Source organism: Streptomyces paludis (assembly GCF_003344965.1).
Taxonomy (GTDB): domain Bacteria; phylum Actinomycetota; class Actinomycetes; order Streptomycetales; family Streptomycetaceae; genus Streptomyces; species Streptomyces paludis.
Genome location: NZ_CP031194.1, coordinates 2,310,069 through 2,332,306, shown reverse-complemented (window position 1 = coordinate 2,332,306; position 22,238 = coordinate 2,310,069). Strand labels below are relative to the sequence as shown.

The following is a 22,238-nucleotide window of genomic DNA, read 5'->3' as shown; positions in this document are numbered from 1 at the left end:
TGCATCGCACATGTAGTCGCACTTTCGCGCAGCAGGGGCGGGACTTCTTCATGACTCACCAGCGAATACCCCGGCGTGCCCGGGGCGCACTCTCCGTCGCTCTCGCCGGGGGCGTGCTCCTACCGGTCCTGGCCGCCGCCGCACCGGCCGCCGCCGCCACCCCGGCCGTGGTCTGCACCTCGGACAAGGCCGGCCTCGCCGTCAAGATGGCCAAGGACATCACCGCGGCGCTCGCCACCAGGAAGGCCACCACGGCCCTCTCCGTCCACGACCGCACCACCAACACCCGCTGCACCCTGCGGGCCGCACAGAAGTACGACTCGGCCAGTGTGGTCAAGGTCACGGTCCTGGCTACGCTGCTCTGGGACGCGCAGAAGACCGGCCGCAAGCTCACCACGCGCGAGACCACCCTCGCCACAGCCATGATCACCAAGTCGGACAACGCGTCGACCAGCACGCTCTGGAAGCAGCTCGGCCTGACCAAGGTCAAGGGCTTCCTCAAGGCCGCGAAGATGACACAGACGATCCCGGGCGCGAACGGCTACTGGGGACTCACCCAGATCACCGCCACCGACCAGCGGCAGCTGCTCTCCCTGCTCACCGCCGAGAACGCCGTGCTCACCGACAGCTCGCGCGCGTACATCCTCGGCCGGATGGGCAAGGTCGTTGCCTCCCAGCGCTGGGGCGTCCCCGCCGGGGCCCCCACCACCGCCACGGTCCAGCTCAAGAACGGCTGGCTCCAGCGGTCCACGCACGGCTGGCGCGTGCACAGCGTCGGCGCGTTCACCGGCAACGGCCACGACTACACGATCAGCGTCCTCACCCACGACAACAAGACGATGAACGACGGCATCAACACCATCCAGGCCGTCGCCAAGGTCGTCCACAAGAACCTCAACCCCACCGCCGCCAAGTCCACCACCACGGTCCAGGTCGCCCCGTCGGCCGCGTACGACACGATGCCCGACACCCCGGAGACACCCGGGAAGCCCTAGGTCCGAAGACCTCTCCAAACTTGAGAGGGCCTAGGTCGGAAGATCTGTCTTTTGTTGCGGAGGGATGAAATCCGCCGCCGCCCGCGTTGGTGCCATCCGGCACGACAAGGCGATCGGACCCACGGTCCGGCGAGCGGGAGGCAGCAGTGGCGGCGGCGGAGCAGGGCTGGGCACGGCGGCTGTCCGGGTACGCGTGGCGGTACCGGCGGGATGTGCTGCTCGCCCTCGGGGCGTCGCTCGCCGGCATGGCGGTGATGGCGCTCGTACCGCTGATCACCAAGGTCGTCATCGACGATGTCATCGGCTCCGGATCGCGCTCCCTCGCCGTCTGGACCGGTCTGCTCCTCCTCGCCGCCCTCGTCATCTACGCCGCGGCCTTCGTCCGCCGCTACTACGGCGGCCGGCTCGCGCTCGACGTACAGCACGATCTCCGTACGGAGATGTACGAGACGATCGGCCGCCTCGACGGACGGCGCCAGGACACCCTCTCCACCGGCCAGGTCATCGGCCGCGCCACCAGCGACCTCCAGCTCATCCAGAGCCTGCTCTTCATGCTGCCGATGACCATCGGCAACATCCTGCTGTTCGTGATCTCCCTGGGGATCATGGCGTGGCTCTCCCCGCCCCTGACCCTGGTCGCGCTGGCCGTCGCCCCGGCCCTCTGGTTCATCGCCCGCCGCAGCCGCGCCAAGCTGCACCCCGCCACCTGGTACGCGCAGTCGCAGGCCGGGAACGTCGCCGGGGTCGTGGACGGCGCCGTCTCCGGGGTCCGGGTCGTCAAGGGCTTCGGGCAGGAGGAGCAGGAGACCGGCAAGCTGCGCGAGGCCGGCCGCGCCCTCTTCGCCGGGCGGCTGCGCACCATCCGGCTCAACTCCCGCTACACCCCCGCGCTTCAGGCCGTACCCGCGCTCGGCCAGGTCGCGATGCTGGCGCTCGGCGGCTGGCTGGCCACCCGGGGGGAGATCACGCTCGGCACGTTCGTCGCCTTCTCCACCTATCTGGCGCAACTCGTCGGCCCCGTACGGATGCTCGCCATGGTCCTGACCGTCGGCCAGCAGGCGCGCGCCGGCGTGGAACGCGTCCTGGAGCTGATCGACACCGAACCGACCCTCCGGGACGGTACGAAGGAGCTGCCGGCGGACGCCGAGGCGTCGGTCGAGTTCGACGGCGTGTCGTTCGCCTACGAGGACGGCCGGTCCGTGCTCGACGGCTTCTCGCTGGAGATGCGCCCCGGCGAGACCGTCGCCGTCGTCGGCGCCTCCGGCAGCGGCAAGTCCACGCTCTCGCTGCTGCTGCCCCGCTTCTACGACGTCTCGCACGGCGCCGTCCTCGTCGGCGGCCACGATGTGCGCGAGCTGACGCTGCACTCGCTGCGCGCCGCCATCGGGCTCGTACCGGAGGACAGCTTCCTCTTCTCCGACACCGTCCGCGCCAACCTCGCCTACGGGAAGCCCGACGCCACCGACGAGGAGATCCACCGCGCCACCCGCGCCGCCCGGGCCCACGACTTCATCACCGCGCTGCCCGACGGCTACGACACGGCGGTCGGCGAGCACGGCCTCACGCTCTCCGGCGGCCAGCGCCAGCGCATCGCCCTGGCGCGGGCGATCCTCACGGACCCCCGGCTGCTCGTGCTCGACGACGCGACCTCCGCCGTCGACGCGCGCGTGGAGCACGAGATCCACGAGGCGCTGCGGGCCGTGATGGCCGGGCGTACGACGCTGCTCATCGCCCACCGCCGCTCGACCCTCGGCCTGGCCGACCGGATCGCCGTCCTGGACGCGGGCCGGCTCGCCGACCTCGGCACCCACGACGAGTTGCAGGAACGGTCCGCCCTCTACCGGCGGCTGCTCACCGAGCCCGACGAACTGGTCGGCGTCTCGCCCGGCCATGCCCCGGTCGCGGCGTCGGCCGCCGACGTGGTCAGCCCGGAGGACGACCGGGCGATCCAGCGGGAGATCGACGCCGAGTTCGACGCCGAGCGCGGGGTCACTCCGGCGCTGTGGGTACGTGACGCGGGTGACGCGGGCGGCGGTCGATGTCCGGGCGAACGATGTCCCGACGGCTCCACCGCACCGCCCGCCGCACCGCCTGCCGTGCCCGCCGTACTCGACAAGGCGGGCAAGGCCGACAAGGCTGACAAGGCCGACAAGGCTGACAAGGCCGGCCCGGCTTCACGTACCGCCTCCGGCGCCTCCCCCGAACTTCTCGCCCTCGTAGCGGCGCTGCCCCCGGCCACCGACACACCCGAGGTCGACGAGGCCCGCGCGGTCGCCGCCGAGGAATCGTACGGACTGCGCGCGCTGCTCCGCGGATTCTGGCTGCCGCTGCTGGTCAGCCTGGGGCTGGTCGCCGTCGACGCGGGCATGGGCCTGCTGCTGCCGGTCCTCATCCGGCACGGAATCGACCAGGGCGTGGAGCGGCTCGCGCTCGGCGCGGTGTGGGCGGCCTCGTCGCTCGGGCTGCTCGTCGTGCTCGTCCAGTGGGCCGCGCAGATCGGCGAGACGCGGCGGACCGGCCGCACCGGCGAGCGGGTCCTGTACGCGCTGCGGCTGAAGATCTTCGCGCAGCTCCAGCGGCTCGGACTCGACTACTACGAGCGCGAGCTGACCGGCCGCATCATGACGCGGATGACGACCGACATCGACGCGCTCTCGACGTTCCTCCAGACCGGGCTGGTCACCGCGTTCGTCTCCGTCGTGACCTTCAGCGGCATTCTGGTGGTGCTGCTGGTCATCGACGTACAGCTCGCGATGGTGGTCTTCGCGACGCTGCCCGTGCTGATCATCGGCACGGTCTTCTTCCGCCGCCAGAGCGTGCGGGCGTACGAGCTGGCGCGCGAGCGCGTCGGCGCGGTCAACGCCGACCTCCAGGAGTCCGTCGCCGGGCTCCGTATCGTCCAGGCGTTCCGGCGCGAGCGCTCCGGCGCCGAGCGGTTCGCCGCCCGCAGCGACCACTACCGCAAGGCCCGGGTGCGCGGGCAGTGGCTGATCTCGGTCTACTTCCCGTTCGTGCAGCTGCTGTCCTCGGTGGCCGCCGCGGCCGTGCTGATCGTGGGCGCGGGCCGGGTGGAGGCGGGCACACTGACGACGGGCGCGCTTGTCGCGTACCTGCTCTACATCGACCTGTTCTTCGCGCCCGTGCAGCAGCTCTCCCAGGTCTTCGACGGATACCAGCAGGCGACGGTCTCGCTGGGCCGCATCCAGGAGCTGCTGCGGGAGCGGACCTCGACGGGCGCCGCCGAGAAGCCGCTCGACGTCGTGTCGCTGCGCGGGGAGATCGCCTTCGAGAACGTGAGCTTCGCGTACGGGACGGATGCGGGGGCGGAGGCCGGCACGGAGCCGTCGGCCGGGGAAGTGGCGCTCTCCGGGGTCGATCTGCGGATCGCGGCCGGCCAGACCGTCGCCTTCGTCGGGGAGACCGGCGCGGGCAAGTCCACCCTCGTCAAACTGGTCGCGCGGTACTACGACCCGACCGGCGGCCGGGTCACCGTGGACGGTACGGATCTGCGCGCGCTGGACCTCGCCTCGTACCGGCACCGGCTCGGTGTCGTCCCGCAGGAGCCGTACCTCTTCGCCGGTACGGTGCGGGACGCCATCGCGTACGGGCGTCCCGGCGCGAGCGACGCGCAGGTGGAGACGGCGGCCCGCGCGGTCGGCGCGCACGACATGATCGCCACGCTCGACGGCGGCTATCTGCACGCGGTCGCCGAGCGCGGCCGCAATCTCTCCGCCGGCCAGCGGCAGTTGATCGCCCTGGCCCGCGCCGAGCTGGTCGATCCGGACATACTGCTGCTCGACGAGGCGACGGCCGCGCTGGACCTGGCGACCGAGGCGCTGGTCAACCAGGCCACGGAGCGGCTCGCGGGCCGCCGTACAGCCCACCCGTCGCCCGACCGCCACCCCTCATCGAGCGCTGGCGCGCGCCGTACCACCCTTGTCGTCGCCCACCGGCTGACCACGGCGGCGCGCGCGGACCGGGTGGTCGTGATGGACCACGGGCGGGTCGTGGAGGACGGCACCCACGCGGAACTGCTCGCGCTGGACGGCCGGTACGCCACGCTCTGGCGCAGCTTCCTCGGCCTCGGGGAGGGCGAGGCGGAGACGGAAGCAGCGGTGGTGGGGTGAGGCGGTAGGGACGAGGGCTACTTACCGCAACCATCCCCGCTTCCTGTGCGTCGTACGCGTGTACGCAGAAAAACCATAGGGGGCACCTTTGTTCGGTTTTTCAGGGGCGGGTGCGGGAGTGGGTACGGGGGTGCGAGGGTCGGTGCGGGTGTCGCAGGTGTCGCTGCTCAGGGCGGGGGCGCGCAGGACCCGTCGGATCGGGCTCGGGAGGGCGATGACCCACGGGTTCGCGGTGCTGACGGCGCTGGGCGCCCTGGTGGTGGCCGACCCTGGCGCGGAGCAGGCCCGGGCGGCCTCCGTGTGCTCGGGCCGGCCGGTGCGGACGGTGCCGTTCGCCACCGGTGAGCTGCGGGTGTACAAGGTCCGCGACTACGCCTGCGCGACCACCGTGGCCAAGAACCCCGGCCAGAAGCGCCCCATGTCGGTCAGTCTCCAGCCGCGCGGCGGCAACGCCGTGGTGGACAGCGGCCGTTACACGCGCCATGCGGGTCCGGTCACGGTCCACGCGCTCAACCGGTGTGTGCGCGCCACCGGTTCCGTCGCCGGGAAGTCGGGTTCGACCGGCTGGATCCTCTGCTGAGCGCGCGCTCCTGACGCACACTCCGGAGCGCGCGCTCCTGACGCACACTCCGGAACGCGCGCGCTCCTGACGCCGGGGGCGCGCGACCTGACGCCGAAAACGCGCTCCCCGGCGGGGTGTGGTCTGGCGGGGGCGGGTGGCCGCCCGCTAGGTTCACGACGTCTGTCATGAACACAGGGAGCGTGCATGCGCAAGGCGTTGAGATGGCTGTTGTCGCTCGTGCTGGTCATAGGCGCGGTGGCCACAGCAGGCGCGGCCACCGCCGCCGAGAGCACCGACACCGACACCGACATCAAGGACCGCATCCTGGCGATCCCGGGGATGAGTCTGATCCAGGAGAAGCCGTACACCGGCTATCGCTACTTCGTTCTCAACTACACCCAGCCGGTGGACCACCGGCACCCCTCCAAGGGCACCTTCCAGCAGCGCGTCACGCTTCTGCACAAGGACACCAGCCGTCCCACGGTCTTCTTCACCAGCGGCTACAACGTCTCCACTAACCCCGGCCGCAGTGAGCCGACGCGGATCGTCGACGGCAACCAGGTCTCCTTGGAGTACCGCTTCTTCACCCCGTCGCGGCCCCAGCCGGCCGACTGGTCGAAGCTGGACATCTGGCAGGCGGCCAGCGACCAGCACCGCGTCTTCACCGCGCTGAAGAAGATCTACCCGCGCAACTGGCTCGCCACTGGCGGTTCCAAGGGCGGTATGACCGCCACGTACTACGAGCGCTTCTACCCGCGCGACATGGACGGTGTCGTCGCGTACGTCGCGCCCAACGACGTGGTGAACAAAGACGATTCGGCGTACGACCGCTTCTTTGAACGCGTCGGCACCAAGGAGTGCCGCGACAAGCTCACCGCCGTGCAGCGCGAGGCGCTGATCCGCCGCGTACCGCTCCAGAAGAAGTACCGGGCGTGGGCCGAGCGGGAGGGCGCGACCTTCACCACCGTCGGCACGCTCGACAAGGCGTACGAGGCCGTCGTGCTCGACTACGCGTGGGGCTTCTGGCAGTACGGGCTGCTCGACGACTGCGACAGCATCCCGTCGGCCACCGCGTCCGACGACGACATCTACAACAGCGTCGACGCGATCTCCGGCTTCTCCGCGCCGACCGACCAGAGCCTGGCCACGTACACGCCGTACTACTACCAGGCGGGCACCCAGCTGGGCTGGCCCACCATCAAGCAGCCGAAGCTCGCCAAGCTGAGCCGGTACGGCTACCAGCCGCCGCGCAGCTTCGTGCCGAGCGAGATCCCGATGAAGTTCGACCCGCGCGTGATGCCGGACATCGACAGGTGGGTCCGTAACAACGCGAACCGGATGCTGTTCGTGTACGGGCAGAACGACCCGTGGGGCTCCAAGCCGTTCCGCCTCGGCCACGGCGCGCGCGACAGCTATGTGTATGTCGCGCCGGGCGCCAACCACGGCGCCAATGTGGCGGGTCTGGTCCCGGAGCAGCAGGCCAAGGCCACCGCCCGGATCCTGGAGTGGGCGGGCGTCGCGCCCGCCGCCGTACAGAAGGACGAGGCGAAGGCGAAGCCGCTGGCGGCGTACGACGCCAAGCTGGACCGGCAGAAGCTGGACCGCCGCCACACGCTGCGGCCGTAGCACCCGCCGCTGCCGTCGCCGCTGCCGTCGCCGTCGCTGGTCCAGCGACGGCGACGGCAGCGGTTCGACGGGCCGGTCCGTCAGCTGTCAGTACGTCAGCCCGTGGCCGATCGGATGGAGCACCCGGGCCGGATCGTCCGCGCGCTGCACCGGCACGGGCAGCCTTCCCCGCGGCCGGACCTGCCCCGCGATCACCCGCGCGGCGGCCCGTACCTCCACATCCGTCCAGGAGTACGTGGCGAGCGACGCCGTGACCCCGGACAGCTGGGCGATGTCGTACGGATTGCGCAGGGCGACCGTCACCACCGGCACCCCGGTCGCGGCCAGCGCGCCGACCAGCGCGCGCTGGGTGCTGCTCGCCGACACGTTGTACGTGGCCACGACCACCGCGCCCTTGCCCCGGGAGGCGGCCACGGCCTCGTCGATCCGCGCCTGGGCCGGCGCCGTACCGGTGACCAGGGCGGTGGTCGTGAAACCCGCCTCCGTCAGGGCGGCGGCCAGCACGGCGACGGGCGGGCCGGTCGTCCCCGAGGGGGAGGCCACGTCCGCGCCGACGACCAGCAGACTCCGCTGCCGGTCCGGGCTCAGCGGCAGCAGCCCGCCCTCGTTGACGAGCAGGGTGGTGGTCGCGTCGGCGATCCGGTCGGCGGCGGTGAGATGGGCCCGGGAGCCGACCGTACGGTCCACGTCCGCGACCGGGACGTACGGATCGCGGAACAGCCCCAGCCGCTCCTTGAGCGCGAGCACACGCAGCACGGACTCCTCGATCCGCCGCACACTCAGCTCCCCGCCGCGCACGGCGGCCAGCACGGCGTCCCGGGCGAGCCGCAGGTTCGGCGGGTTGAGCAGCTGATCCACGCCCGCCTTGAGGGCGAGGACGGGCACCCGGTCGTCGCCGTACTTCTCCCGGACGCCCTTCATGTCGAGCGCGTCCGTGATCACCAGGCCGTCGTAGCCGAGCTGTTCGCGCAGGATGCCGGTGACGATGGGCCGCGAGAGCGTCGCGGGATCCTCGCTCGGGTCGAGCGCGGGGACGACGATGTGCGCGGTCATGATCGAGGCGGTCCCGGCGGCGATCGCGGCCCGGAACGGCGGCGCGTCCAGGGCGGTCCACTGCGCGTGCGTGTGGTGGATGGTGGGCAGCGCGTAGTGACTGTCGACCGAGGTGTCGCCGTGCCCGGGGAAGTGCTTGGCGGTGGTGGCGATCCCCGCGCTCCGGTACCCCTCGATCTGCTCCGCCACCAGCGCGGCGACGGCCGCCGGATCGGCGCCGAACGACCGTACGCCGATCACGGGGTTGGCGGGGTTGACGTTGACGTCCGCGTCCGGCGCGTAGTTCTGGTTGATACCCATGGCGGCCAGCTCGGCGCCGGCGATCCGGGCGGCCTCGCGCGCGTCGGCGGGGGAGCGCGAGGCGCCGAGCGCCATCGCGCCCGGCAGCAGGGTGGCGGGCTTCCCGACCCGGGCGACGGCGCCGTGCTCCTGGTCGGTGGCGATCAGCAGGGGCACCGCGCTGCGCTGGGCCAGCCCCGCATCCTGGATGCCGTTGGAGAGCGCGGCGATCTGCCGCGGGTCACGCGTGTTGTGCGCCCAGCCGAAGTAGATGATGCCGCCGACGTGGTACGTGGAGATCAGCTCGGCGGCCGTACGCACCCCGATCTCGGCCAGGTTGGCGTCGATGTCGGCCCGGTCGGGGGCGGTGGCGGAGTGTCCGTACACCCGCATGACGAAGAGCTGTCCGACCTTCTCCTCCAGGGTCATCCGGGAGACGATCCGGCGGAGCCGGCCGGCGCGCGGGGCGGCGGGCCTGGGGTAGGGGCGGGCGTGCGCGGGGAGAGCCGTGGCGGAGACCGCGGCCGCCGCTACGGCGGTCGCGCTGAGAAGAGTGCGTCTGGAGAGGGTCCGGTCGTCGTGCACGGGTGCTCCTTTCGGCCTTGCGCTGCGAGGAAGCTGAAGGAAACTTCCGAATATTCACGGGTATCCGGAAAATAACTGTCAGTCAAGAGACATGGCGGCATGGGGAGGTGAGGGCCGCCACCGGCGCGGAAAGGGGGACGCACCGGTGGCGGCGCGTGGGCCGGCCGCGGCGGCCGGAGAGGGACGTCGGCGGTCGCGATCCGCGGCGAGCCGACACCGCCGCGGAGACTCGCCGGCGCACGTCAGTAGGACGAGAGCCAGGAGCCCGGGGTTCCGCCGCGAGCCACACAATCCGCCGCCCGCGAGCCCGAACGCGCCCTCGGGCGGCGGACCCTGGGCGGCCGGTCCGGGGTGGCAGGCCCGGGGTGGCGCGCCCTGGGCGGCCGGTCCGGGTGACCGGCCTGGCTGACGGGCCTCGGGCGGTGGGCCGGCCCGGGTGCCGTTACCCGGCGGCGACCGTCGGCCAGTGTCTCCGCAGGGTCTCCACGGTCACCGTGACGGCCGGGCGTCTGGCCGCGCCCGCGCGCCACAGCGCGTACAGCCGCCGTGTCGGCACCGGGTCCAGGCTGATCGCGCGTATTCCCTCCGGCAGCGGACCGCGGCCCAGGCGCGGCATCATGGCGATGCCGAGGCCGGCCGCGACCAGCGCCAGCTGTGTGTGGTTCTCCTCGGCCTGATGCGCGAGATCCGGCTCACAGCCGGCCGCGCGCAGGGTGCGGACCAGCCAGTCGTGGCAGACCGTCCCCGGCGGCTGGCAGATCCAGCGCTGGCCCGTCAGCTCCTCCCTGCGCACGGAGGGGCGCGCCGCCAGCGGATGGCCGGCCGGGACCAGCAGATCGCACAGATCGTCCCCGATGAACGCCTGCTCCACGCCGTCGGGCGCGGGCAGCGGTGCGATGTCCCAGTCGTGGGCGACCGCCAGGTCGATCGCGCCGCGGGCCACCAGATCGATGGAGAGATGCGGATCGACCTCCCGCAGCCGCACATCGAGAGTGGGGTGCAGCCCGGCCAGCTTGGCCAGCACACCGGGGAGCAGCCCCCGCGCCGACGAGGCGAACGCCCCGACCACCAGCTGTCCGGTCGGCTGTCCCCGGCGCTCCTCCAATGTGGTTTCGGCCCGCTCGACGATGGCGAGCAGCTCCTCGGCCGTGGCGGCGAGATGGCGCGCCTCGTCGGTGAGCACCACACCGCGGCCGTGCCGTTCGAGCAGGGGTGTACGGGTCTCCCGCTCCAGCTTGGTGATCTGCTGGGACACGGCCGAGGGGGTGTAGCCGAGGAAGGCCGCCGCCGCCGCGACGGAGCCGTGCACGGACACGGCATGCAGTGCCCGCAGCCGGGCCAGGTCGAGCATGGTCACCTCATTCGTAAGCAACGCTCAATTCAACCATGAAGAAATCTGCGCTAGTGCTACATGATCGGGCGCGGGAACCTGTCCCCATGCGTCCTGCACATATCGCTCTCGCCGTCCTTGTCACCGCGCTCTGGGGGGTGAACTTCGTCGTCATCGAGATCGGTCTCGGCCACTTCCCGCCCCTCCTCTTCTCCGCGCTGCGGTTCCTGGTCGCGGCGCTGCCCGCGGTCTTCTTCGTCGGCCGCCCGAAGGTGGCCTGGAAATGGGTGATCGGGGTCGGACTCGCGCTCGGCGTGGCGAAGTTCGGGCTGCTCTTCGTCGGGATGAACCAGGGCATGCCCGCCGGTCTGTCGTCGCTCGTCCTCCAGATCCAGGCGGTCTTCACCGCCCTGTTCGCCGCGGTCGCCCTCGGCGAGCGGCCCGGCCGGACCCGGCTGCTGGGCATGGGCGTCGCCCTCGCCGGTATCGCGGTCGCCGCCGTCGACGAGGGGACCTCCGGCCCGCTGGCCGCCTTCGCCCTGGTCATCGCCGCCGCCGTGTTCTGGGGCGTCTCCAATGTGCTCACCCGCAAAGCCTCCCCGCCGGACGCGCTGAACTTCATGGTCTGGGTCTCGACCGTCCCCGTACTCCCGCTGCTCGGTCTCTCGCTCCTCTTCGAAGGGCCGTCCGCCGGCCTGGCCGCCCTGCGCGCGCTGGACGGAGCCGGCGCCGCGATCATCCTGTACGTCGCCTGGGGCACCACCGTCTTCGGCTTCGGCGCCTGGGGCTTCCTGCTGCGCCGCTACCCGGCCTCCTCCGTGGCCCCCTTCTCGCTGCTCGTGCCCGTCTTCGGGATGTCCGCGGCGGCCCTGGTACTGGGCGAGTCCCTCAGCCCGCTGCGCTGGTGCGCGGCCGTCCTGCTGGTCGGGGGAGTGGCCCTCGCCTCACTCCCGCGCGGTGCCGCGGCGGCCGTCCCCGCCCCGGCGCTCACGCTCCCGCCTCCCGCGGTGGCGGCGTCCCGCGGAACGCGTGGCGATACGCGTGCGGACTTGTCCCCACGAGACGCTTGAACCGGTCCCGGAAGGCGGTGGGACTCCCGAAGCCGACGCGCTCGGCGATCCGGTCGACCGGGTGCGCCGTCGTCTCCAGCAGATACTGCGCCTTGCGTATCCGGGCCCGGTGCAGCCACTGGAGCGGGGTGGTGCCGGTCTGCTCGCGGAAGCGCCGGTTCAGCGTGCGGGTGCTCATGCCGGCCCGGTCCGCGATGGTGTCGAGCGTCAGCTCGTGCTCCGCGTTCTCCTCCAGCCAGTTCAGCAGCGGCTCCATGACCGATCCGCGCGGCACGGGAGGCTGCTCGTGGACGATGAACTGGGCCTGGCCGCCGTCCCGTTCCAGCGGCATCACCGTCAGCCGGGCCGCGTCGGCGGCCACGGCGGAGCCATGGTCGCGCCGGATGATGTGCAGACAGAGATCGAGCCCCGCCGCGGCGCCCGCGGACGTCAGGAACTGCCCGTTGTCCACATAGAGCACCTCGGGATCCACCTCGATCGCCGGATACAGCTGGGCCAGCAGCGGGGCGGCGAGCCAGTGCGTGGTGGCCCGCCGGCCGTCCAGCAGCCCCGTCGCCGCGAGAATGAACGCGCCGACGCAGACCGAGACGATACGGGTGCCCCGGCCGGCCGCCTCCCGCAGCGCGTTGAGCACCTCCGGCGGCACGGGCGCGGTCGGCTCCGCGATACCGGGCAGCACGATCGTGTCCGCCTCGGCGAGCGCGTCGAGCCCCCAGGGCGCCCGCAGCGCGAACGCCCCGGCCGACACCTCCTCGGCCGGCGAGCACACCCGCACCCGGTAGGGCGCCGCTCCGTCCGGCAGCCGGATCCGGCTGAAGGTCTCGATGGGAGTGGCGGCATCGAAGGGGATGACGCCGTCGAGGGCGAGTACGGCCACGGTGTGCATGGCGCCAAGGTAGAGGGGCGACGGGCCGCCGCCACCGCGAGGGGGCACCGAGAGCGGCCCCACGGGCGCTGCCGGCGGTGCCGGCGGTGGCGGCGCAGCCCGTGCTCCCGGTGGTGCCGGCGCTACCGGCGCTGCTGGCGAGAACCCGTTGCCATATGGCACTCCTGCCACTACTCGCGGCTCCGGGCGCTGACTACCGTCGGCCACGGCGCCCTCCCCGGGCGCGCGACCGCACCACGAAGGACTGATGCTCCGTGCCCGCCGTTCAGACCGTGCCGTCCGAAGGCTTCGACTCGCCCGCTCCGACGGGGTGTTCACTGTCATGACGAAGCTCCTCCTCTCGGTCCATGTCCTCGCGGCCATCATCGCCATCGGTCCGGTCACCGCGGCGGCCAGCATGTTCACCGCGGCGGTCCGCGCCAACGCCTGGGCGAGCGTCGCCGTGTTCCACCGCATCTGCCGCGTCTACGCGGTCGTCGGGGTCACCGTCCCCGTCTTCGGCTTGGCCACGGCGAACACCATGGGGGTCCTCGGTGACGCCTGGCTGATCGTCTCCATGGCCCTGACCGCCGCGGCCGCCGCCGTACTCGGGGCGCTGATACTGCCGCGCCAGGGAGCGCTTCTCGCGGCCGCGGAAGCGGCCCCCGGCGGCGAGTCCGCCCCGCCCGCGGCGCCGCCGCGACCCGCCCTCGCCCGACTCGCCATGTACACCGGCGTCTTCAACCTGCTCTGGGCCACGGTCACGGTCCTGATGATCGTGAGACCGGGCTCCACCACCGGAGCCTGACCCCGCCGCCCCCTTCCCGCCCGCCCGCCCCGGCCGGGGCCCCCTTGGGTCGGCCCCTCTCAGCCGTGTCCGCCCGCCAGCGCCTCCAGATGCACCCGGCCCGCCGCCAGCAGCTTCGGCAGCTCCTCCGCCTGGGGATACCAGCGCTTCTCGTACTCCCAGCAGACCCAGCTGTCCTGGTCGAGCAGCGCGAGGCACTCACCCAGCGGGAGCACCCCCGCGCCGAGCGCCAGCGGGGTCGTGTCCCGCGCCGACGCGATGTCCTTCACCTGGACATAGCCGAGGTGCGGGGCGAGTACCGAGTGGGTGGTGACCGGATCCTCACCGCCCAGCCAGGTGTGCATCACATCCCAGAGCACCCCGACCCGCTGGTGCCCCACCGGCCCCACCACCCGGGCCGCGTCCCTGCCCGTACGGTGCGAGTCGTGCGTCTCCAGCAGGATCCGCACATCGAGGTCCGACGCCACCTCGGCCGCCGTGGCCAGCCGCCGCGCGGCCGTCGCGTCGGCCTCCGCCGACGGACGGTCGTCACCGCCCGGAAAGACCCGCACGAACGGCGCGCCCAGATCCCGCGCGAGCCACAGCAGCTCCTCCAGCTCCTGCCGCACCCGGTCCTCGTCGGCCTCCGCGCTCGCCACCCGCGCGTACCCGGCTATCCCCAGGATCTCCACGCCGGCGCGCTTGAACTCGTCGGCCACGGCGGCCCGGTCCCGCCGGCCGATGCCCCGGTGGACCGGCTCCTCCGGGTGGGCCCGCAGCTCCACTCCCCGGTATCCGTTGGCCGCGGCGAGCGCGACGACCTCGGGGATGGGCAGACCCGGCACTCCGAGGGTGGAGAAGGCGAACTTCATGGTGCTGTTCCTTCCTGGCGTACGGCCGGCTCCCGGAGAGGGAGCCGCCAGTCCTGGCCTATCAGCTCCGCGCCGTACGAGTGGTGGGGTTTCTCCGAGACGAGCGTGAATCCGGCACGCTCGTAGAGAACACGCGCACCGGCCAGGACGTCATTGGTCCACAGCGTCACCGCCTCGTACCCCGCCCGGCGGGCGAAGTCCACCACCGTCCCGACCATCCGTGCCCCGAGCCCGTGCCCCCGGGCCTCGGGCTCGACCAGCAGCAGCCGCAGCCTCGCGGTGCCGGGCTCCTCGTCCCGTACACACATCACCGAACCCACCGGCCGGCCGTCCAGCTCGGCGATCCAGACCCGCTCCCGCCGCGGATCGTGGCGCTGCGCGAAGTCCGCGACGATCCGGGCGACCATCCCCTCGAACTCGGTGTTCCAGCCGTACTCCGCCGCGTACACCGCGCCGTGGCGCTGCACGATCCAGCCCAGGTCGCCGGGCACGGAATCGCGCAGCAGCGGCTCGCCGCGCACCGCCGCGTCCTCGCGCGCTCCCGGGGTGCGGTCGAGTATGTCCCGGACCGTCCGCATCGCCCGCGCCAGCTCGGGTCTGCGGGCCGGCTCGACCCGGTCGAGCAGCGAGCCCACGGCCTCCCGCGACCGCTCGTCGAGGAGCGCCGCGGCCTCGCGGCCCTGGGGTGTCAGGGTGATCCGCTGGCGCCGCGCGTCCTGCTCGGACGGCGCGCGTCCGACCAGCCCGTCCCGCTCGAACTTGGTCAGCAGCCGGCTCAGATATCCGGCGTCGAGCGACAGCTCGGCCCGCAGATCCGCGGCGTCCGTACGCGAGGCGTGCGCCAGCTCGTACAGCACGCGCGACTCGGTGAGGGTGAACGGCGTATAGAGGTGCTTGCCGTAGTCGAGCGCCCCGATGAGATTCGTGTAGAAGCGGTTGAACGCGCGGATTTCCTGGACAGCCATGACCGACTCCCGTGCCCCCGAATTTTTCCTTTGACTGAGTCAACGGTAGGTCGGACCTCTGACACCCGGCAAGACCCTGTCCACCCATTGGCGACTACTCGCCAAATCCGACCGCCGCGCCCCTGCCCCCACTCCCGTCCCACGTCCGGCCCCCGGCCGCGTCCGCCCTCTCCCGGCCCGCGTCCGCCGTCCCCGCGCCCCGCCTCACCCCGTCCGGGGCGGCGCCGTCGACGCCCGCGCCATCAGCTCCGCCGGGATCGTGGCGATCCCGCCCGGCGGCGGGCTCTCCGTCCCCATCGCCAGCCGGCCCGCCCGGGCCCCGGCCTCGAACAGCGGCAGCCGTACGGTCGTCAGCGCCGGTGTCGCGTCCACCGAGAACGGCAGATCGTCGAAGCCGGCCACCGAGATGTCCGCCGGGATGCGCAGCCCCTGGTCCCGTACCGCCGCGCACGCCCCCAGCGCCACCGTGTCGTTCGCGGCGACCACCGCGGTCAGGTCGGGGGCGCGCCGCAGCAGCTCCAGCGTCGCCTCGTACCCGGAGCGGCGGCTGTAGGAGCCGTGCACCGTCAGCTCCTCCGACGCGCCGTCCAGTCCCGCGTCCCGCAGCGCGGCCCGGTGTCCCTCCAGCCGGTCCCGGGTCGTCGTCCGCTCCACCGGTCCGGCGACGTAGCCGATCCGGCGGTGTCCCAGTGTGAGCAGATGGTCCGTCAGCCGCCGCCCGCCGCCCCGGTTGTCGAAGGCCAGCGCCGCCACGATCGCGTCGCTTCCCTGGAGCGGCGGGCGTCCGCACAGCACCACCCGGGTGCCCGCGTCGGCGAGTTTCGCCAGCTTCGCGGTCATCGCGGCGATGTGCGCGGGGTCTTCGAGCGCTCCGCCGGTGAGGATCACGGCCGCGGCCCGCTGCCGCTGGAGCAGGGTCAGATACGTCAGTTCGCGCTCGGGCGAACCGCCCGTGTTGCAGACGACGGCGAGCTTCTCGCCGCCCGCTCTCCCTGTCCCCTCCTGCCCGCCGATCTCGGTCTGCGCGGCCCCGGCCATGATCCCGAAGAAGGGGTCGGCGATGTCGTTGACGAGGATGCCCACCAGGTCGGAGGTGGCGGCGGCCAGCGAGCTGGCGGGCCCGTTCAGCACATAGTCCAGCTCGTCCACCGCCCGCAGTACGCGTTCCCGGGTGGCCGCGGCGACCGGATAGTTGCCGTTCAGCACGCGGGAGACGGTGGCCGGTGAGACCCGGGCGCGGGCCGCCACATCCGCCAGCGTGACTGTCATCGTTTTCCTCCGAGGGGTCCGAGGTGTACCGGTGGGATCTACGGGTGGCATCGGGGAGAGATCGGGCGCGGCACTTGTCCGGGCCGCTGTCGCAGGCTAGCTTCTTACCCAATAGAAAGCGCTTGCTACGGCTGTATGGAGGGAACTTCGTGACACGAAGGACAGTGCGGATCGCCATGAACGGCGTCACGGGGCGGATGGGGTACCGGCAGCATCTGCTCCGTTCCGTCCTCGCGATCCGCGAGCAGGGAGGTGTCGATCTCGGCGGCGGCGAGACGCTGTGGCCCGAACCCGTCCTCATCGGCCGTCGCGACCACGCGCTCAGGGAGATCGCCGAGCGGCACGGTCTGACCGAATGGTCCACCGACCTCGACGCCGTCCTCGACGACGACACCATCGACATCTACTTCGACGCGCAGGTCACCTCGGCCCGCGTCGAGGCCATCAAGAAGGCGATCGACGCCGGAAAGCACATCTATACGGAGAAGCCGACCGCGACCGACCTCGAAGGCGCCCTCGAACTGGCCCGGCTGGCCCGGACCGCGGGGATCAAGCACGGTGTCGTCCAGGACAAGATCTTCCTGCCCGGTCTGCTCAAGCTGAAGCGCCTCATCGACGGCGGATTCTTCGGCGACATCCTCTCCGTACGGGGAGAGTTCGGCTACTGGGTCTTCGAGGGCGACTGGCAGGACGCGCAGCGCCCCTCCTGGAACTACCGCGCGGAGGACGGCGGCGGCATCGTCGTCGACATGTTCCCGCACTGGGAGTACGTCCTGCACGAGCTGTTCGGGCGCGTCCTGAGCGTCCAGGCACATGTCACGACCCACATCCCGCAGCGCTGGGACGAGCAGGGCAAGCCGTACGCCGCCACGGCCGACGACGCCGCGTACGGGATCTTCGAGCTGGAGGGCGGCGCCGTCGCCCAGATCAACTCCTCCTGGGCGGTCCGTGTCAACCGCGACGAACTGGTCGAGTTCCAGGTCGACGGTACGCACGGATCCGCCGTCGCCGGGCTGCGCAACTGCCGCGTCCAGCACCGCAGTGCCACCCCCAAGCCGGTCTGGAACCCCGACCTGCCCGTCACCGAGTCCTTCCGCGACCAGTGGCAGGAGGTGCCGGACAACGCCGAGTTCGACAACGGCTTCAAGGCGCAGTGGGAGCTGTTCCTGCGCCATGTCGTGCTCGACGAGCCCTACCAGTGGGACCTCCTCGCCGGCGCGCGCGGGGTCCAGCTCGCCGAGCTGGGACTGCGCTCCTCGGCGGAGGGCCGCCGCTTCGACATCCCGGAGCTGACGCTGTGACCACGCTTCGCCTCCCCGCCCCGGACGGCGGCACGCGCGCGTACACACCCCGCGACGAGCCGGCCCGGTTCGCCGCGGGCGGTTCGCCGCTCGCCTCCCGTACGGTCTTCTCCGCGGCCCATGTGGTCGCCGACCCGTACGCCGACATCAGCCCGGACGCGCCCGCCGCCGTCGACTGGGACGCCACCCTCGCCTTCCGCCGGCACCTGTGGTCGCACGGGCTCGGGGTCGCCGAGGCCATGGACACCGCGCAGCGCGGCATGGGACTGGACTGGGCGGGCGCCGCCGAGCTGATCCGCCGCTCGGCCGCCGAGGCCAAGGCCGTCGGCGGCCGGATCGCCTGCGGCGTGGGCACCGACCAGCTGGCGCCGGGGACGCACTCCCTGGACCGGGTCCGCGCGGCCTACGAGGAGCAGCTCGCCCTCGTGGAGGAGAGCGGCTCGCAGGCCATCCTGATGGCCTCGCGCGCGCTCGCCGCCGCCGCGACGACCCCGGACGACTATCTCGACGTCTACGCCCACCTCCTGCGGCAGTCCGCGGAACCGGTCGTCCTGCACTGGCTCGGCCCCATGTTCGACCCGGCGCTGGACGGCTACTGGGGCAGCGCCGACCTCGACGCGGCGACCGAGACATTCCTCCAGGTCATCACGGACCACCCGGACAAGGTCGACGGCATCAAGATCTCGCTGCTGGACGCGGACCGCGAGATCGAGCTGCGCCGCCGGCTGCCGAAGGGCGTGCGCTGCTACACCGGCGACGACTTCAACTACCCCGAGCTGATCGCCGGTGACGAGCAGGGCTTCAGCCACGCGCTGCTCGGCATCTTCGACCCGCTGGCGCCCCTGGCGGCGGAGGCCGTACGGGTCCTGGACACCGGCGACACGCAGGGCTTCCGCGACCTTCTCGACCCCACCGTCGAGCTGTCCCGGCACCTCTTCCAGACGCCCACGCGCTTCTACAAGACGGGCGTGGTGCTGCTCGCCTGGCTGGCCGGCCACCAGGACCACTTCACGATGGTCGGCGGCCTCCAGTCGGCCCGCTCCCTGCCGCATCTGGCCCGCGCGTACGAACTGGCCGACGGCCTCGGCCTGTTCCCCGACCCGGCGCTGGCCGCGGCCCGGATGGCCTCTCTGCTCAGCGTGTACGGAGTGGACCGATGACCGCGCCGGCCGCCGGTCTGAGCCGGTTCAGCATCAACCAGATGACGGTCAAGCAGCTGTCGCTGCCCGAGCTGACCGAGGCATGCGTACGCCTCGGCGTCCCGGGCGTCGGGCTCTGGCGCGAGCCGGTCCGGGCGTACGGCGTCGAGGCCGCGGCCAAGCTCGTCCGCGACGCGGGCCTCGCCGTCACCACGCTCTGCCGCGGCGGATTCCTCACCGCGGTGGAGGCACGCGCGCGTGCCGAGGCGCTGGCCGACAACCGGGCCGCGATCGACGAGGCGGCGACGCTCGGCACGGACACCCTGGTGCTGGTCTCCGGGGGCCTCCCCGAGGGCGACAAGGACCTGCCCGCCGCCCGCGAACGCATCGCCGACGCGCTGGCCGAACTGGCGCCGTACGCGGCCGAGCGGGGCGTCCGGCTGGCGATCGAGCCGCTGCACCCGATGTTCGCGTCCGACCGCTGTGTGGTCTCCACCCTCGACCAGGCCCTCGACCTGGCGGAGCGCTTCCCCGCCGACCGGGTCGGGGTGGCCGTGGACACGTACCACATCTGGTGGGACGACCGCGCGCCCGCGGCCGTCGCGCGCGCGGCGGAGCGGATCTTCACCTTCCAGCTGGCCGACTGGACCACCCCGCTCCCGGCCGGTGTGCTGAACGGCCGCGGCCAGATCGGCGACGGCTCCATCGACATGCGCGCCTGGCGCGAACGGGTGGACGCGGCGGGCTACACCGGCCCCATCGAGGTGGAGCTGTTCAACGACGAACTCTGGGCCCGCGACGGCGTGGAACTCCTCACCGAGATCACGCGCCGGTATGTCACGCACACCTGGTGAGCGTGAGTCACGAGGAAAAAAATAACTCTGCGGATCCGTGCAACCCTCCCGGGGTGACGTGAGTCGTATACGTCAACAGGGCCTTCGGGGGGATTGGATCCGGGGGGATCGGAAGTCCCTGTTCGAGGGGGGAGCGCGTGGGGCCCGGTCCGACGGACCGGGCCCCTGGTAGTAGTGCTCCGGGCCGCGGTCGTGCGGCGGGTTGTCCACAGACCGGCCGCGCTGTCGGAGCCGGGCGGTAGCGTCGGTACATGTCCAATCCACCGATGGCCGTTCTGGAAGCCGTCCTTGAGCGCATCACGTATGCCAACGAGGAGAACGGCTACACGGTCGCCCGCGTCGACACCGGCCGCGGGGGCGATCTCCTCACCGTGGTCGGCTCCCTGCTCGGCGCGCAGCCGGGCGAGTCCCTGCGGATGGAGGGGCGCTGGGGCTCGCACTCCCAGTACGGCAAGCAGTTCACGGTGGAGAACTACACCACGGTCCTGCCCGCCACCATCCAGGGCATCCGCCGCTATCTCGGCTCCGGCCTGATCAAGGGCATCGGCCCGGTGATGGCCGACCGGATCACCACCCACTTCGGCGTCGACACCCTCGACATCATCGAGCAGGAGCCGAAGCGGCTCGTCGAGGTGCCCGGCCTCGGCCCCAAGCGGACGAAGATGATCGCCGCCGCCTGGGAGGAGCAGAAGGCCATCAAGGAGGTCATGGTCTTCCTCCAGGGAGTCGGCGTCTCCACCTCCATCGCCGTCCGCATCTACAAGAAGTACGGCGACGGCTCGATCTCGGTCGTGAAGAACGAGCCCTACCGGCTCGCGGCCGACGTCTGGGGCATCGGATTCCTCACCGCGGACCGGATCGCCCAGGCCGTCGGCATCCCGCACGACAGCCCGGAGCGGGTCAAGGCCGGGCTCCAGTACGCGCTGTCGCAATCCACCGACCAGGGACACTGCTTCCTCCCAGAGGACCAGCTCATCCGGGACGCCGGCAAGCTGCTCCAGGTGGACACGGGCCTGATCATCGAGTGCCTCGCCGAGCTGGCGGCCGAGGACGAGGGAGTCGTCAAGGAGAAGGTGCCGGGGCCGGACGGCGGCGAGCCGGTCACCGCCGTCTACCTGGTGCCGTTCCACCGCGCCGAGCTGTCCCTCTCCGGCCAGGTGCTGCGCCTGCTGCGGACCGGGGAGGACCGGATGCCGGCCTTCCGGGACGTCGCCTGGGACAAGGCGCTGACGTGGCTGGCCGGGCGTACGGGCGCGGAGCTGGCCCCCGAGCAGCGGGAGGCGGTCCGGCTCGCGCTCACGGAGAAGGTCGCCGTGCTGACCGGCGGGCCCGGCTGCGGGAAGTCCTTCACCGTCCGCTCGATCGTCGAGCTGGCGCGGGCCAAGAAGGCCAAGGTCGTCCTCGCCGCTCCCACCGGCCGGGCGGCCAAGCGGCTGTCCGAGCTGACCGGCGCCGAGGCGTCCACCGTCCACCGGCTGCTGGAGCTGCGCCCCGGCGGGGACGCCGCGTACGACCGGGACCGGCCGCTGGACGCCGATCTGGTGGTGGTCGACGAGGCGTCGATGCTCGATCTGCTGCTGGCCAACAAGCTGGTCAAGGCGGTGGCGCCGGGCGCGCATCTGCTGCTGGTCGGGGACGTGGACCAGCTTCCGTCGGTCGGAGCCGGGGAGGTGCTGCGCGATCTGCTCGCCGAGGGCGGCCCGGTGCCGCGGGTCCGGCTCACCCGGATCTTCCGGCAGGCTCAGCAGTCGGGCGTGGTGACCAACGCGCACCGCATCAACTCCGGGGTGCCGCCGCTCACCCAGGGGCTCGCGGACTTCTTCCACTTCGTGGAGGACGAGACGGAGGACGCCGGACGGGTCACGGTCGAGGTCGCGGCCCATCGCATTCCCGCCAAATTCGGTCTCGACCCCCGGCGCGACGTCCAGGTGCTGGCCCCGATGCACCGCGGCCCGGCCGGCGCCGGCGCGCTGAACGGACTGCTTCAGCAGGCCATCACCCCCGGCCGGCCCGATCTCCCGGAGAAGCGGCTCGGCGGCCGGGTCTTCCGGGTCGGCGACAAGGTCACCCAGATCCGCAACAACTACGAGAAGGGGGAGAACGGGGTCTTCAACGGCACGGTGGGCGTCGTCACCGCGCTCAATCTCGACGACCAGCGGCTGACCGTCCTGACGGACGAGGACGAGGAGGTGCCGTACGACTTCGACGAGCTGGACGAGCTGGCGCACGCGTACGCCATGACGATCCACCGCTCCCAGGGCAGCGAGTACCCGGCCGTGGTCATCCCGGTCACCAGCGGCGCCTGGATGATGCTCCAGCGGAACCTGCTCTACACGGCGGTCACCCGCGCCAAGAAGCTCGTCGTGCTGGTCGGCTCCAGAAAAGCCATAGGGCAGGCGGTGCGGACGGTTTCGGCGGGCAGACGCTTCACTGCACTCGATCATCGGCTCGGAGCACTTCCCGCACCACGACTTCCCACAACCGGGGCGAACGGGGCAGGATAAGCAGGTTGGCGGCACTGAGTGCCGCCAAAAGGTCTAATGGCCGACCCCGAGTGCA

Annotated in this window: 16 protein-coding genes; 10 read left to right on the top strand and 6 right to left on the bottom strand. The window is 72.0% G+C overall.

Annotation, left to right across the window (positions count from 1 at the left end; all coding sequences use genetic code 11):
- The first annotated feature begins 50 nt into the window (after window positions 1-50).
- The 4 genes from DVK44_RS09955 to DVK44_RS09940 all read left to right on the top strand — a co-directional run bounded on the left by DVK44_RS09955 (window position 51) and on the right by DVK44_RS09940 (window position 7,310).
- Window positions 51-995 (top strand): serine hydrolase, encoded by a 945-nt coding sequence (locus tag DVK44_RS09955; RefSeq protein WP_114659342.1) that lies wholly within the window; start codon window positions 51-53, stop codon window positions 993-995.
- A 146-nt stretch (window positions 996-1,141) separates the two neighbouring features.
- Window positions 1,142-5,122, top strand: coding sequence for an ABC transporter ATP-binding protein (locus DVK44_RS09950; protein WP_114659341.1), 3,981 nt, complete (start codon window positions 1,142-1,144; stop codon window positions 5,120-5,122).
- Window positions 5,123-5,336: 214 nt separating this feature from the next.
- Window positions 5,337-5,702 (top strand): hypothetical protein, encoded by a 366-nt coding sequence (locus DVK44_RS09945; protein ID WP_114659340.1) that lies wholly within the window; start codon window positions 5,337-5,339, stop codon window positions 5,700-5,702.
- Between the two features lie 186 nt (window positions 5,703-5,888).
- Window positions 5,889-7,310 carry a S28 family serine protease gene (locus DVK44_RS09940; protein ID WP_114659339.1) on the top strand — a complete coding sequence of 474 codons (1,422 nt, stop codon included), beginning with the start codon at window positions 5,889-5,891 and terminating at the stop codon, window positions 7,308-7,310.
- 87 nt (window positions 7,311-7,397) lie between these two features.
- Here DVK44_RS09940 and DVK44_RS09935 read toward each other — a convergent pair whose 3' ends face one another.
- Together DVK44_RS09935 and DVK44_RS09930 are read right to left on the bottom strand one after the other, a co-directional pair.
- A complete protein-coding gene (locus DVK44_RS09935; protein ID WP_114659338.1) occupies window positions 7,398-9,227 on the bottom strand; it encodes a glycoside hydrolase family 3 protein in 1,830 nt (609 codons plus the stop codon).
- A gap of 442 nt (window positions 9,228-9,669) precedes the next feature.
- On the bottom strand, window positions 9,670-10,578 hold the full coding sequence (locus tag DVK44_RS09930; RefSeq protein ID WP_114659337.1) for a LysR family transcriptional regulator: 909 nt from the start codon (window positions 10,576-10,578) through the stop codon (window positions 9,670-9,672).
- A gap of 86 nt (window positions 10,579-10,664) precedes the next feature.
- Here DVK44_RS09930 and DVK44_RS09925 point away from each other — a divergent pair, with 86 nt between their 5' ends.
- On the top strand, window positions 10,665-11,627 hold the full coding sequence (locus DVK44_RS09925; protein WP_114659336.1) for an EamA family transporter: 963 nt from the start codon (window positions 10,665-10,667) through the stop codon (window positions 11,625-11,627).
- Here the strand turns inward: DVK44_RS09925 and DVK44_RS09920 are convergent.
- The gene (locus DVK44_RS09920; RefSeq protein ID WP_114659335.1) at window positions 11,545-12,513 is read right to left on the bottom strand and encodes a GlxA family transcriptional regulator; all 969 of its coding nucleotides are present in this window, start codon (window positions 12,511-12,513) and stop codon (window positions 11,545-11,547) included. The genes DVK44_RS09925 and DVK44_RS09920 overlap by 83 nt on opposite strands.
- A gap of 322 nt (window positions 12,514-12,835) precedes the next feature.
- Between DVK44_RS09920 and DVK44_RS09915 the strand changes: the two genes are divergently transcribed.
- On the top strand, window positions 12,836-13,300 hold the full coding sequence (locus tag DVK44_RS09915; RefSeq protein WP_114659334.1) for a DUF2269 family protein: 465 nt from the start codon (window positions 12,836-12,838) through the stop codon (window positions 13,298-13,300).
- Between the two features lie 59 nt (window positions 13,301-13,359).
- On the opposite strand, the gene DVK44_RS09905 is transcribed toward DVK44_RS09915, so the two are convergent.
- The 3 genes from DVK44_RS09905 to DVK44_RS09895 form a co-directional block, all read right to left on the bottom strand.
- Window positions 13,360-14,151 (bottom strand): sugar phosphate isomerase/epimerase family protein, encoded by a 792-nt coding sequence (locus DVK44_RS09905; protein ID WP_114659333.1) that lies wholly within the window; start codon window positions 14,149-14,151, stop codon window positions 13,360-13,362.
- A complete protein-coding gene (locus DVK44_RS09900; RefSeq protein WP_114659332.1) occupies window positions 14,148-15,116 on the bottom strand; it encodes a bifunctional helix-turn-helix transcriptional regulator/GNAT family N-acetyltransferase in 969 nt (322 codons plus the stop codon). Before DVK44_RS09900 ends, DVK44_RS09905 begins: the two co-directional genes overlap by 4 nt.
- A gap of 204 nt (window positions 15,117-15,320) precedes the next feature.
- Window positions 15,321-16,385, bottom strand: coding sequence for a LacI family DNA-binding transcriptional regulator (locus DVK44_RS09895; RefSeq protein WP_114659331.1), 1,065 nt, complete (start codon window positions 16,383-16,385; stop codon window positions 15,321-15,323).
- A gap of 149 nt (window positions 16,386-16,534) precedes the next feature.
- Here DVK44_RS09895 and DVK44_RS09890 point away from each other — a divergent pair, with 149 nt between their 5' ends.
- The 4 genes from DVK44_RS09890 (at window position 16,535) to recD2 (ending at window position 22,183) form a co-directional block, all read left to right on the top strand.
- Window positions 16,535-17,686, top strand: coding sequence for a Gfo/Idh/MocA family protein (locus tag DVK44_RS09890; RefSeq protein WP_114659330.1), 1,152 nt, complete (start codon window positions 16,535-16,537; stop codon window positions 17,684-17,686).
- Window positions 17,683-18,846, top strand: a complete 1,164-nt coding sequence (locus DVK44_RS09885; protein ID WP_114659329.1) for a dihydrodipicolinate synthase family protein — start codon at window positions 17,683-17,685, stop codon at window positions 18,844-18,846. Before DVK44_RS09890 ends, DVK44_RS09885 begins: the two co-directional genes overlap by 4 nt.
- Window positions 18,843-19,679 (top strand): sugar phosphate isomerase/epimerase family protein, encoded by an 837-nt coding sequence (locus DVK44_RS09880; protein ID WP_114659328.1) that lies wholly within the window; start codon window positions 18,843-18,845, stop codon window positions 19,677-19,679. The genes DVK44_RS09885 and DVK44_RS09880 overlap by 4 nt, the downstream gene beginning before the upstream one ends.
- A 251-nt stretch (window positions 19,680-19,930) precedes the next feature.
- Window positions 19,931-22,183: an SF1B family DNA helicase RecD2 gene (gene recD2 / locus DVK44_RS09875; protein WP_114659327.1), complete on the top strand. Its 2,253-nt coding sequence runs from the start codon at window positions 19,931-19,933 to the stop codon at window positions 22,181-22,183.
- Window positions 22,184-22,238 lie beyond the last annotated feature (55 nt).

Excerpts from the sequence above, each read along its gene's own strand:
- DVK44_RS09930 (WP_114659337.1), bottom strand. The coding sequence starts at position 10,578 with ATGCTCGACCTGGCCCGGCTGCGGGCACTGCATGCCGTGTCCGTGCAC.
- DVK44_RS09900 (WP_114659332.1), bottom strand. The coding sequence starts at position 15,116 with ATGGCTGTCCAGGAAATCCGCGCGTTCAACCGCTTCTACACGAATCTC.
- DVK44_RS09915 (WP_114659334.1), top strand. The coding sequence starts at position 12,836 with ATGACGAAGCTCCTCCTCTCGGTCCATGTCCTCGCGGCCATCATCGCC.
- DVK44_RS09905 (WP_114659333.1), bottom strand. The coding sequence starts at position 14,151 with ATGAAGTTCGCCTTCTCCACCCTCGGAGTGCCGGGTCTGCCCATCCCC.
- DVK44_RS09920 (WP_114659335.1), bottom strand. The coding sequence starts at position 12,513 with ATGCACACCGTGGCCGTACTCGCCCTCGACGGCGTCATCCCCTTCGAT.
- DVK44_RS09895 (WP_114659331.1), bottom strand. The coding sequence starts at position 16,385 with ATGACAGTCACGCTGGCGGATGTGGCGGCCCGCGCCCGGGTCTCACCG.
- recD2 (WP_114659327.1), top strand. The coding sequence starts at position 19,931 with ATGTCCAATCCACCGATGGCCGTTCTGGAAGCCGTCCTTGAGCGCATC.
- DVK44_RS09880 (WP_114659328.1), top strand. The coding sequence starts at position 18,843 with ATGACCGCGCCGGCCGCCGGTCTGAGCCGGTTCAGCATCAACCAGATG.
- DVK44_RS09940 (WP_114659339.1), top strand. The coding sequence starts at position 5,889 with ATGCGCAAGGCGTTGAGATGGCTGTTGTCGCTCGTGCTGGTCATAGGC.
- DVK44_RS09925 (WP_114659336.1), top strand. The coding sequence starts at position 10,665 with ATGCGTCCTGCACATATCGCTCTCGCCGTCCTTGTCACCGCGCTCTGG.
- DVK44_RS09955 (WP_114659342.1), top strand. The coding sequence starts at position 51 with ATGACTCACCAGCGAATACCCCGGCGTGCCCGGGGCGCACTCTCCGTC.
- DVK44_RS09945 (WP_114659340.1), top strand. The coding sequence starts at position 5,337 with ATGACCCACGGGTTCGCGGTGCTGACGGCGCTGGGCGCCCTGGTGGTG.